7 protein-coding genes are annotated in these 13,112 nt (G+C 40.7%); 5 read left to right on the top strand and 2 right to left on the bottom strand.

Annotation, left to right across the window (positions count from 1 at the left end; genetic code table 11):
• The first annotated feature begins 12 nt into the window (after positions 1 to 12).
• From ESA94_RS03200 to ESA94_RS03180, 5 genes are all read left to right on the top strand, one after another.
• A complete protein-coding gene (locus ESA94_RS03200) occupies positions 13 to 2,289 on the top strand; it encodes a GH92 family glycosyl hydrolase (RefSeq protein ID WP_129129408.1) in 2,277 nt (758 codons plus the stop codon).
• A gap of 5 nt (positions 2,290 to 2,294) precedes the next feature.
• Entirely contained in the window at positions 2,295 to 3,719 is a 1,425-nt protein-coding gene (locus ESA94_RS03195) for a glycoside hydrolase family 125 protein (RefSeq protein WP_129129407.1), read from the top strand.
• 145 nt (positions 3,720 to 3,864) lie between these two features.
• Positions 3,865 to 5,220: a vanadium-dependent haloperoxidase gene (locus tag ESA94_RS03190; RefSeq protein ID WP_129129406.1), complete on the top strand. Its 1,356-nt coding sequence runs from the start codon at positions 3,865 to 3,867 to the stop codon at positions 5,218 to 5,220.
• Positions 5,221 to 5,280: 60 nt separating this feature from the next.
• The gene (locus ESA94_RS03185) at positions 5,281 to 6,222 is read left to right on the top strand and encodes a glycoside hydrolase family 43 protein (protein WP_240670973.1); all 942 of its coding nucleotides are present in this window, start codon (positions 5,281 to 5,283) and stop codon (positions 6,220 to 6,222) included.
• A 40-nt stretch (positions 6,223 to 6,262) separates the two neighbouring features.
• Complete coding sequence (locus tag ESA94_RS03180; protein WP_129129405.1) at positions 6,263 to 9,025, top strand: PKD domain-containing protein; 2,763 nt, start codon at positions 6,263 to 6,265, stop codon at positions 9,023 to 9,025.
• A gap of 6 nt (positions 9,026 to 9,031) precedes the next feature.
• Here ESA94_RS03180 and ESA94_RS03175 read toward each other — a convergent pair whose 3' ends face one another.
• Together ESA94_RS03175 and ESA94_RS03170 are read right to left on the bottom strand one after the other, a co-directional pair.
• Positions 9,032 to 9,808 (bottom strand): response regulator transcription factor, encoded by a 777-nt coding sequence (locus ESA94_RS03175; protein ID WP_129129404.1) that lies wholly within the window; start codon positions 9,806 to 9,808, stop codon positions 9,032 to 9,034.
• 35 nt (positions 9,809 to 9,843) lie between these two features.
• Complete coding sequence (locus ESA94_RS03170; RefSeq protein ID WP_129129403.1) at positions 9,844 to 12,972, bottom strand: ligand-binding sensor domain-containing protein; 3,129 nt, start codon at positions 12,970 to 12,972, stop codon at positions 9,844 to 9,846.
• Positions 12,973 to 13,112: the final 140 nt, after the last annotated feature.

Raw genomic sequence — 13,112 nt, 5'->3', positions numbered from 1 at the left:
AAACAACAACGAATGCGGTTGAATCGTTTCTTCTTTTTCCTTTTACTGCTTCAATTTTCAGTTATTGGTAGTACGGCAAAAGGAAAAGATCCGGTTGAGTATGTAAATACATTACAGGGTACAAATTCAAAACACGAATTAACTCGTGGCAATACCTATCCCACTACTGCATTGCCTTTTGCTATGCACACATGGACGCCGCAAACAGGCAGGAACGGCGATGGATGGAAATACCAGTTCTTTAAAACAACGATCCGTGGTTTTCAGCAGGCGCATCAATGCAGTTCGTGGACAACGGACTATTGTGTGTTTTCATTTATGCCTGTTACAGGAAAGTTGGTTGTAAACGAAAATGAACGGGCCACAGGTTTTAAACATGAAAACGAAATTGCAAAGCCGCATTATTACAAAGTAAAACTTGATAACGGTATTGTAACGGAAATGTCGCCAACAGAACGTGGTGCTCATCTGCGTTTCAGTTTTCCAAAAACAGGTGCGAGTTACCTGGTGCTGGATGGTTATACCGGTTTCAGTGGAATTAAGATTTGGCCAAAAGAACAAAAGATCACCGGTTATGTAAAAAATAATAAAGACAACAGAGGCAATCTCATTAAAAGTTATTTCGAAATTCATTTTGATAAACCGTTCAAAGCATACGGCACTTGGGAAAACAGGAATAACAGCATCAGCGAAAATGCAACAGAAGGCGAAGGTGGCGGCATTGGTGCATATATTCAGTTTAAAAATGGTGAAATCGTACAGGCGAAAGTTGCATCATCTTACATCAGTGCCGAACAGGCAACGTTGAATGTAACAAGAGAGTTAGCTACACATAAAACACTCGATGATACTAAAGCCGCAGCTGCTGCAATATGGAACAAACATCTCGGTCGCATTTTGGTAGAAGGAGGAACAGAAGAACAGAAAGCAACGTTCTATTCCTGCTTCTTCAGGGCAAGTTTGTTTTCACGGCAGTTTTATGAATATGATAAAGACGGCAACCCATATTACTTCAGTCCCTACGATGGAAAAATACACAAGGGTTACATGTTTACCGACACCGGTTTCTGGGATACCTTCCGTGCACAGTTTCCACTGAATGCATTGATGTATCCGACTATGCATGGCCGTTATATGCAGGCCTTGCTCGATGCACAGGAACAATGTGGCTGGTTGCCTTCCTGGAGTTTTCCCGGCGAAGCCGGAAGTATGATCGGCAATCATGCAATTTCATTGTTAGCTGATGCATGGGCAAAGGGCATCCGCACATTCGATCCGCAAAAAGCATTGAAAGCATATCTCAACGAAGCAACCAACAAAGGCCCATGGGGCCCTGCAAACGGAAGAGATGGATGGAAGCAATATTACCAGTTAGGTTATGCGCCTTATCCCGAAGTGCGTGAAGCAACAGCAAAAACATTGGAGTATGCATACGATGATTTCTGCGGTTATCAGTTAGCAAAAGCAACAGGCAATACATTTTATCAAAACATTTTTGCAAGGCAGATGTACAACTATAAAAATGTGTACGATCCTTCAACAAATTTTATGCGTGGCCGTAAAGCAAATGGTGAATGGGCGCCCAACTTCGATCCGGTTGAGTGGGGCGGACCTTTCACTGAAGGAAATGCATGGCATTGGGTATGGTCAGTTTTTCACGATGTGCAGGGACTTATCAATTTAATGGGTGGCAATAAAAACTTCAATGCAAAACTCGATTCAGTTTTTTCTGTTCCCAATACCGTCAACGTTGGAAGCTATGGTGGCATGATCCATGAAATGACAGAAATGGTGATGGCGAACATGGGGCAATATGCACACGGCAATCAACCTATACAGCACATGGTTTATTTATACAACTACAGCGGCGAACCGTGGAAAGCACAATACCATGCACGGAATGTAATGGAGAAATTATACGATGCAACAGAGAATGGTTATCCCGGCGATGAAGACCAGGGACAAACATCTTCGTGGTATGTATTGAGTGCATTGGGTTTTTACAGTGTATGTCCCGGAACCGATCAGTATGTAATGGGCAGTCCTGTTTTTCAAAAAACAACGATTACATTAGAAAACGGGAAACAGTTTGTGATCGAAGCAAAAAATAACAATAAAGAAAGTGTTTACATTCAGTCTGCAACACTCAATGGAAAATCATTCGATCAGAACTGGATCACCTATGCAGATATTATGAATGGTGGTACATTGCAGTTGGTAATGGATTCAAAACCCGAATTAAAAAGAGGCGTGAGCGATAACAGCAAACCGTTCTCTTTATCAAAATAAGTTTTATGAACAGAAAACAATTTATCCGAAACACAAGTATTGCAGGAGCAGGCGTCTTATTAAATCCTTCTTTTTCATTTGCAGGTAGTGGATTTGATTTCCCTATTGTGCGTGTGGCAGCAGACAAACGTCATTTTCAAAGTGCAGCTATTGAAAAAGCAATTGCAGAATTTTCATCGAAAGTAAAAAACAAAGAACTGGCCTGGTTGTTTGGCAACTGCTTTCCCAATACATTAGATACTACTGTTTATACCGGTACAAAAAACGGGAGACCTGATACCTATGTAATTACCGGTGATATTGATGCCATGTGGTTACGGGATAGTACGGCACAGGTATCGCCGTATCTTTCTTTTGCAAAAGAAGACAAAGCATTGCAGGAGTTGATTGCCGGTGTGATTAACCGACAGGCTTTTTGCATTAACAAAGATCCTTATGCCAATGCGTTTTATAACGATGAAACAAAAGAAGGCGAGTGGAAGACCGATCACACTACCATGAAGCCCGGTATTCATGAACGCAAATGGGAGATCGACAGTTTATGTTATCCTGTACGTTTAGCATACAGGTATTGGAAAACAACCAATGATACTTCGGTATTTGATGCAACATGGAACAAAGCTGCAAAGTTGATTGTGCAAACATTCCGTGAGCAGCAACGTAAAACAGGAAAAGGGCCTTACAAGTTCGAACGGAGAACAAGCTGGGCAACCGATGGTGTGCCCTTAGGTGGTTATGGTTATCCGGCAAAGCCGGTTGGCTTGATCTTCTCTATGTTCAGGCCAAGTGATGATGCAACGATCTATCCGTTGTTTATTCCTGCAAACTTTTTTGCAGTAGTAAGCTTAAAACAAATGGCTGAAATTTTTACCGCTGTTTATAAAGATGCTGCCTTTGCAAATGAATGTACTGCCTTTGCAAAAGAAGTGGAAGCAGCGATTAAGCAATACGGCGTTGTAACCCATCCGCAGTTTGGAAAAGTGTATGCGTATGAAGTAAATGGTTACGGCAGTTTTAATTTGATGGACGATGCCAACGTGCCGAGTCTTTTATCGTTGCCTTATTTAGGAGCAGTTGCTGCAAACGATCCTGTTTATATCAACACAAGAAAATTATTGCTGAGCGAATACAACCCGTTTTATTTTAAAGGAAAAGCAGGCGAGGGTATTGGCGGGCCGCATGTTGGTGTGGATATGATCTGGCCATTAAGTATTGTGATGCGTGGACTTACCAGTTCAAACGAACAGGAAATTAAGAAGTGCGTAGAGATGTTGCAAAGATCGCATGGCGACACAGGGTTTATGCATGAAGCATTTCATAAAGATGATGCAAAGAAATTCACCCGTTCGTGGTTTGCATGGGCCAATACCATCTTTGGTGAGTTTTTATGGAAAGTGTATAAAGAAAAGCCGCAGCTGTTAAACGTATAAACTGCAGCTTCACGTTATAAATAAGTTTATTCAGGCAGCACTTGTTGTACAGGTTGCTGCCTGAATAGTTTTGTATAAGAAAAGATACTTTCAGAATAAAGCGGCAGGCGCAGATAAGGTAGTTTGCTGCCACGATTGTTGTTGTATGAAGAAATGCGTTTTTAGTTTACTGTTACTCATCTTTGCAGGATCGTTTGCAAAAGGCGGAACTGATTGGCGAAGTACAACAGAGCGCCCCGTGTATCTGCATCGTGCAATGAAACAGGTAACCGATGTAATGGTGCATGATATTTATTCTCCCCCCGTTGCCAGTCGTATTTATGCTTATGTTGCTGTTGCAGCTTACGAAGCTGCACATCATGCAGATGCAGGTTTTGTTTCGTTTGGCGGACAATTAAAAGGACTTTCATCTTTACCCAAACCAACAGCAGGAAAAGAATACAGTTACGCACTTGCTGCAGTACATGCAATGTTGCTGGTAGCAGAGGCAATGGTTATATCTGAACAGAAAATAAAAACAGAGCATGCTGCAATGATGGAGGAAATAAAAAATGCAGGCATGCCGGATGAGGTGTATGCCAACTCTGTTGCTTATGGTAAAATAATTGCTGAAAAAATACTTCTCTGGGCTTCGAAGGATCAATATAAAGAAACAAGAGCACTTGCGAAATATCCGTTGAGTAATGATAACCGAAGCTGGCAACCAACACCGCCTGCTTATATGAAAGCAGTTGAACCAAACTGGAATAAGCTGCGAACTTTTGTTATTGATTCAGCAGCACAGTTTAAACCTGCACGACCAACAATATTTTCTACTGATAAAGAAAGCCGTTTTTACCAAGAAGCAAATGATGTGTATGAAATACGGTTGAAGCTTACGAATGAACAAACGGAGATCGCTAACTTCTGGGATTGCAATCCGTTTAAGATGAATATTAACGGGCATGTGATGTTTGCAACCAAGAAAATTTCTCCGGGAGGTCATTGGATAAACATCACTGCATTGGCTTGCAAGAAAGCTGCTGCAGGTTTGGTGCAATCGGCAGAAGCTTATGTGAAAGTTGCAATAGGATTGGCAGATAGTTTTATCAGTTGCTGGGATGAAAAATACAGAAGCAGAGTCATCAGACCGGAGACCTACATCAATCAGCACATCAATAAAGAATGGACACCACTGCTGCAAACACCACCGTTTCCTGAATATACAAGTGGACATAGTGTAGTGTCATCTGCAAGTGCTGTGATCTTAACACAGCTATTCGGCGATCATTTTTCTTACGACGATTCAACCGAACTTGAATTTAATATTCCTGTTCGTCATTTCAACTCGTTCAATGAAGCTGCACAGGAAGCTGCTATCAGTCGTTTTTACGGAGGCATTCATTACATGCCATCCATTATAAATGGGTTAGACGAAGGAAAGAAAATAGGATTTTTTATTGTAAACAAATTACGAACAAGGCGAACAGCAAAACCTGTTGCAGTTCGCACAAGTAAATGATACTGTAGAATGAACGTATTTAAACACAACTTAAAAGGAATTGTCTGCTGCATAATGTTGATGCAGCTGTTTGTTACAACTGCTGTTGCACAGCGCCCGGTTAAAGATGCGCATACGGTTTATTTTGCTGATCCATGTATCTTTCATCTCAACGGTGTTTATTATCTCTATGGCACAACAGATGAAAATGCAAACAGTGGATTTATTGTCTATACATCCACCGATCTTATCAACTGGAAAAGATCAGCCGCACAGGAAGGCTATGCATTAAAGAAAGGTGAAGCATTTGGTCAGTCGGGTTTTTGGGCACCGCATATCTTTCAGCAGAGAGATACGTTTTATATGGCCTATGTTGCAGATGAACAGATCGCAATTGCAAAAGCAACAAGTCCCGCCGGACCGTTTACACAAAAAACAATAAAGCAATTGGATGCACCTGTTAAACAGATCGATCCCTTTGTATTTACAGATGATGATGGAAAGAAATATCTCTATCATGTAAGGCTTACAAACGGCAACCGGATTTTTGTTGCAGAAATGGAAGATGATTTGTCGGCTATTAAACCGGCAACAGTAAAGGAATGCATCAATGCAACAGAACAATGGGAAAACACAGCGAATGCTCCCTGGCCGGTAACAGAAGGCCCAACAGTATTAAAGCATAACGGACTTTATTACATGTTCTACACAGCAAACGATTTTCGTAATCCTGATTATGCTGTTGGTTTTGCAACAGCCACATCACCTTATGGGCCTTGGAAGAAATACAACGGCGGGCCATTGATCAGTCGTTCCTTGCTTGGCATTAATGGTACAGGACATGGCGATTTTTTTACAGATGCGCAAAATAACCTGTTGTATGTTTTTCATACACATTTTTCCGACAGCAGTACAGGGCCACGTAAAACAGCCATTATCAAATTTAGTTTTGTGAAGGATGAGCAATTGGGTATTGATAAACCTGTAGCCGATAAAGAGAGTTTTTATTTTCTGAAAAAGTAGATTAATAAAGAACAAAAGCTTTTTGCTGAAGAATACATTCATGCGTTTATATCTGTTGTTTTTAAGCATTCTTTGTTTGCTTTGCATTACTGCATCGGTGAAAGCACAAACATGCCGCACTTCTTTAGGCGATCCTATTGTAAACGTTGCGTTTGGTTCCGGCGCAAACTATGGACCGCCATTGCCTGCAGGCACAACCAGCAGTTTGCAATACCAGGGAGCAAATTGTCCTCCCGATGGTTATTATTCGATCAATAATTATTCAACAGGTTGCTGGCCGAATGATGTTGTTTGGCATACAGCTACCGATCATACTGGTGATGCAAATGGTTATTATATGTTGATCAATGCATCCAATCAACCAAGTAATTTTTATATACAAACCATTAACGGACTTTGTGCCGGCACAACTTACCAGTTTGCTGCATGGTTGCTGAACATGTGCAGCGTTACCGGTATTAAACCCAATATCACATTCACAATTGAAAAGCTTGACGGAACGGTGCTGGGTTCTTACAACACAGGCGATATTCCTATGACGAATCCTGCAACATGGGTACAGTACGGTTTATATTTTACAACACCTGCAGGAGTGTCGTCGGTTGTGTTACGCATGCGTAACAATTCGCCTGGTGGAGTAGGGAACGATCTTGGTTTGGATGATATTACATTTCGTCCGGCAGGCGCTGCAGTAAAAGCAAGTGCAGCAGGAATATCGGGCGATACGATCAACTTATGTGCAGATGATCTTCGTTCGCTTACGTTTCAATCGACTGTTGAAAACTGTTATGTTACTACTGCCTATCAATGGCAATTGAGTACAAACAATGGCGGCACATGGAATAATATTGCCGGAGCAACAACAGCATCGTACACACGCACAACTACTGCTCCCGGAAAATATTTGTATCGGTTGTTGATTGCAGAGAGCATCAACATTGGTATTACAACCTGTCGGGTTGCGTCGAACCCGATCACTGTGAATATTAATCCATTACCTGTTGTAACAATCAGAAGTAACAGCCCACGTTGTGCAGGCGATACCTTGTTGCTTACTGCAACGGGTGGTAACCGCTACAGCTGGAGCGGACCGAACGCAGTTTCCGGAACTGCAAATAATTTACAGATCACAAATACTGTTGTTGCAAATAGCGGAATGTATTATGTAACAGTAACGGATAGTCTCGGCTGTGTAAACAACGACTCGCTTGCTGTAGTTGTGCATCCGACTCCTGTTGCTGATTTCAGTATGACAGCACCGCTTTGCGAAAAAAACAGTGTACAGTTTTCCGACAGGTCGATAACAGGAGGGCAAGCCTTGCAAAAATGGAATTGGAATTTTGGCGACGGTACAACCACAAGCAATTCAAATCCTTCACATGTGTTTGCAACAGCAGGCAAGTACAGCGTAAGTTTTTCAGTTGAAAATGTAGTGGGTTGTAAAAGTCAACCCATAACAAAAGATGTAACAATAAACCCTTTGCCCGAACCTGATTTTATAGTGCCTGCTATTTGTCTTGCCGATTCATTTGCAACATTTATCAATACATCCGTAATTAAAGACGGCAGTGAATCTTTGTTTACACATCTCTGGAATTTTGGCGATGCAAATGCAATGCCTGCATCAACGAACACATCAACACTTGTATCGCCTGATCATTCGTATAAGGCAGTTGGCATCTATCCTGTTAAACTTACAGTTACATCGAAAGATGGTTGTGTAAAAGATACGCTTAAGAATTTTACAGTAAACGGTTCACAACCTGTTGCAAAATTCGGGATAGATCCGGCTGTAAGTTATTGCAGCAATACGGATCTTGTTTTGCAGGATCAATCGACTGTGAACTTCGGAAGCATTACACGCATTGAAGTGTATTGGGATTACGGGAATGATATTTCATTAAAGTTTGTTGATTCGTTACCATCTGCAGGCAAGCGCTACACGCATCGTTATCCTGCTTTCACAGGTCCTGCAACAAAGGATGTACAGCTGCGGTATGTTGTTTATTCCGGCATCAGTTGTGTAAATGAGCTCAGCCAAACAGTTACATTAAAAGCAAGTCCCGTTGTACAGTTTCTTCCATTGCCTGCTGTATGTGAAAATGCAATGCTTTTTACATTAACACAGGCAACAGAGATAAGTGGTTTGTCTGGCATCGGTAGTTATAGTGGAGCCGCTGTTAATACTGCCGGTTTGTTTGATCCTGCCATTGCAAAGGCAGGCACACATACCATTCGTTATACATTTACTGCAGGCAACAGTTGTACAGCTTATGCAGAGCAGTTGATAAAAGTATATCCGCAACCTGTTGCAGATGCCGGGCCGGACAGAACCTTGTTATCCGGCATGTCGATCATTCTTAATGCTGCTGCACAAGGCGATAGTTTGCGTTATGAATGGTTGCCGCTTACAGCAATTGAAAATAATCTTGTGCTGCAACCAAAAGTTGCACCGCTTGCTGATATTACGTATACATTTCGTGTTGTATCAAAAGACGGATGTGAAGCAACTGATGATGTGTTTGTTAAAGTGGTGAAAGATATTTTTGTACCCAATGCGTTTACACCAAACGGAGATGGTTTGAATGATGTGTGGGAAATAGCAGTGTTGAATGCATATCCGGGTGCATCGGTAAAAGTGTATAACAGGTATGGTCAATTGGTTTATCAATCAACAGTAACATCAAAAGGATGGGATGGGATGTTTAATGGTAAACAACAACCCATCGGCACGTATGCATGGGTGCTTGATGTTGGCGATGGCAGAAAAAAAATGCACGGTATTGTAAATATTGTGCGATAGAACTGCTTATTGCTTATTTCGCTCTGCCTGTTTCGATGTTACGTATTCACGTGGTGTTAAATTGAAATGCTTCTGAAAGTTGCGGGAAAAATTACTTTGCGAACTGAAGCCCACCATGTATGAGATCTCATAAATTTTATATTCACCTTCTGCCAATAACTCAGCAGCTTTTTTCAATCGTGTAATGTTGATGAGCTCAATAGGAGTTAAAACCGATACCGCTTTTATTTTCCGGTAAAGCGTAATGCGGCTCATGTTCATGATCTTGGCTAATTTGTTCACATCAAGATCAACATCATCAATATTACTGCAAATGGCATTGTTCAGTTCTGCAAGAAAACGCTCATCGGCTTTTGAATGCTCAGGTGTTTTAATATGCACCAACGGTGAGCTGGCAAAAAAATCACGAATGATGTTTCTGTTCGAAATTAAACTGGCGATCTGTGCATGCAGGTGTTCTTTTGAAAAAGGTTTTTCGATGTATGCATCTGCACCCAGTTCCAAACCTTCCACTTTCGATTGAATGGTGTTTTTTGCTGTAAGCAGTATTACCGGTATGTGTGAGTATTCGAAGTTTGATTTTATTTTTTTGCAGAGTTCAAAACCATCCATCACCGGCATCATTACATCGCTTATAACAAGATTGATCGCTTCTTTACTAAGAATGTTCAATGCCTGTTCGCCGTCTTCGGCTTTCAGTATCGTGTACTTGCTGTTGAGCGATCTTTCAAGCAGGTCAAGAATTTCTTCGTTATCATCCACAACTAAAATCGAGGGCAGCATGTTGTTCTTTATTAAATGTTAGAGCCTGTTTAAATTCAGTTTGCAGTGTTTTCCAGCGGCAAGTTAACAACAAACACATTATGTTCTTCCGGCGAGATACGTAAAAACAGTTTGCCTTTGTGTAATTCGGTAAGTGATTTTGCAAGCGCCAGCCCTATACCTGTTCCCTGTCTTTTTTGTGTTTCTTTAAGCCGCACAAACGGCTCAAATATTTTTTCCTTCATGTCGTCGGGTATAGCAAGTCCATCGTTTTCAATTTCAACAGTAAGATCTGTTTTGTTGTTTTCCTGTGGCAGCAAGCGAATCTGTACTTTTTGCGAAGCGTATTTTACCGCATTGTCAACAAGATTGGAGAAGATCTTATTTAATGCTTCTTCGTCTGCGTAAAGATAAGCATCACTGTCGGGTAATTCGATGCTGTAGTCGAGGTTTCTTTTTTTAGCCACTGCGGAAAAATCGGCAAATGTATCTTTCAACAGTTCGGTAATATTCACTTTCGAAAAATCAAGACGGAATGAGTTGGTTTCTGTTTTGCGGAAATCGAGTATCTGTGTTATTAACGCAACCAGCCTGTTGGTATTGCGGTTCATCATAAACAGATCGTCTTTTATTACCGGTATCTCATCCACTTTTTCCATCAGGTTTTCAACCGGCCCTTTTATAAGCGTTAAAGGTGTTTTTATTTCGTGTGCAACATTGGTGAAGAAATCGATCTTTGCTTCGTAGATCTCTTTTCTTTTTTTGCTTTCGTTATAAATATGGTAAATACGGAAGAGATAATAGAACAGTAAAAGCGCAAGAATGCTGTAGACAGCATAAGCCAGGTTTGTTGCCCAGAATGGCGGTAGTATTTTTATTTTCAACTCTTTTACATCGGTCGTCCACATGCCATTTACAGAAGCTTTCACCTGGAAAATATAACTGCCGGGCGAAAGATTACTGAAATACACTTTTCGATTAGGCTTTATTGTAGTCCAGTTTTCATCGGCTCCTTTCATAAAATAACTGTACTCCGTCATTTCAGGCGAAGTGTAACTGAGCGATGTAAAATCGATGCTGAACGATGAACGGTCGTGTGGCAATACAATTTCTTTTGTGTAAAGGATCGACTGTTTCAGAAACGAATTTTTAACGCCAATCTGTTGCTCTTCGTTTTGCACCTGGAAGCCGGTGATATAAACAGGACCGATCTTGGATGCATTTTCAAAATCATCGGGGTGAAAACGGATCATTCCTTTTACACTGCCAAAGTACATGATGCCGTTGCTGTCTTTATAACCGGAGTTGTAATTAAACTGATCGTTTAGCAATCCGTTATCCTTTGTGTATACAGTAATTTTTTTTGAAGCTGAGATGAGTTGTACAAGCCCACGTGTAGTAGTGATCCACATATTGCCATCATTATCTTCAAGCGCCTTGAAAATAAAATTGCTGGGCAAACCATCGGCTGTAGTGTAAGAAGTAAGTTTTGTTTTTTCTTTATTCAGCATTGCAATACCACCGCCATCAGTAGATATCCAGATGTTATGCTGACGATCTTCTGTTAATGCATTTACAATGTTGTTCATTAAACTGATGTTGCTGCCCGGCTTGTTTAGAATTTGTCCCCTGGCTCCTGTATACGGGTTGAAATAAAAAACACCGTGATTATGTGTGCCTACCCAAATCGTGTTATCAGACCCCTCCAGTAAACAGGAAATAAAAATGTTTGAGGGTACATCATCCAACAGATCGAACGCTTTTATTTGTGGGTTGTATTTATAGAGTGAATTGCTGGAACCAATGTAGATAACATCTTTCTTGCTTTTCAGCATCGATACAACAAAGTTGCTTTTCAATTCATGTTTCCCTGTACCGTAACTATAGCGTTTGATGATTTTTTCTGTTCGCAGATCCATAATATCTAAGCCATGATCGAAGGTGCCGATCCATAGTTCGTTTCCATTCAACAATAATCCATGAATATTGCTGTACGCAATATCTGTGCTTTTGCCGGTTGGTTTAAACTGTGTAATAACACCTGTTGCCGGATTGAATTTGTTCAGCCCTGCATCTTCTGTTCCTAACCATAAAAAGCCTTTGTTGTCTTCGCAGATTTCACGAACAACATTTCCGCTTACTGCAGTTGCAGAATTGTCGGGAAAAAATTTTTGAAACAGTGTATTCTGTTTGGAATAATAGTTAATGCCGCCAAAATAAGTGCCTGCCCAAATGCCGCCTTCTCTGTCTTTACATAGTGAGTAAACAGCGTTATCGGAAAGTGAATAGACATCAAGAAACCGTTTCTTCAGGTTGATGTATTCATTTGTTTTAGTATTAAGAATAAAAATACCCGACTCTGTTGCAATCCAGAATTCATCGGTGGAGTACTGTTCTATATCACGTACAAAAACAGCAGTGCGGTCGGGGTTGTAAGTAAGGATGTCTTTATAAGTAAGTGTTGCAATATCGAACTCTTTTAAACCTTGAATAGAAGTGCCCACATAAATACCGTTGCGTCCGTTGTAATATATTTTCGGTATCCATGTTGATGCAGGAGGAGGGGAGTGTGCAAACATGTTAAACGAAGTAAAACTGTTGTTTGCATAATTATACTGATGCAGATAGCCGTTTAAGGATGATACCCATAATTCTCCTTCGGGTGTAATGCAAACAGAAGAAGCAAGAAAATATTCAGGTTCGGAAAAGCGGAATAGTTTTTTTGTTTGTAGATTGTATTTGTGTAAAACGCCGGCAGCTATAAACCAAAGATTATTTTTTTTATCGAAGTTGATGGAAATGATTGCATCAAGTGTATCAATAAACGGAATTAATTTTTCTTCCTGCCTGTTAAAGGAATAAATGCCTCTTTGTGTTCCTATCCATAATGTGTTTTGTTTGTCAACCTCGAGGCAATTAATAATAGAAGGCGTTATTCTGTTGCCATTGTTTGCAATATCATAATGTTTAAAATGATAGCCGTCGAAACGGTTCAGTCCATCTTTTGTTCCAAACCAGAGAAAGCCGGTAGTGTCTTGTACGCTGCAGGCAACCATGTTGTGCGATAATCCATTCTCTACCTGGTAATGACGGAAAGTATACGATTGTGCATTGCTGTGAGATGCACAAATACAAAGTAGAAGATGCAGAAAAAAAGCAAGCCGTTTATACGTAGTCTGTTTCAAGTTAAAGCATTGGTTTAGTAGGTTGAAACCGGTTACAGTTGCTGTAACAGACCTAAAAGTAAATGAAACAATTTGAAAAAATTATGAAACGCCGGGAATGACCCGTCGGGAAAACATGGTTTTAATTTACATCGTGAAAT

It is taken from the genome of Lacibacter luteus, from assembly GCF_004118265.1.
Classification (GTDB): Bacteria; Bacteroidota; Bacteroidia; order Chitinophagales; family Chitinophagaceae; genus Lacibacter; species Lacibacter luteus.
The sequence above is the reverse complement of the archived record's forward strand: the minus strand, read 5'-3'. Positions and strand labels throughout refer to the sequence as shown.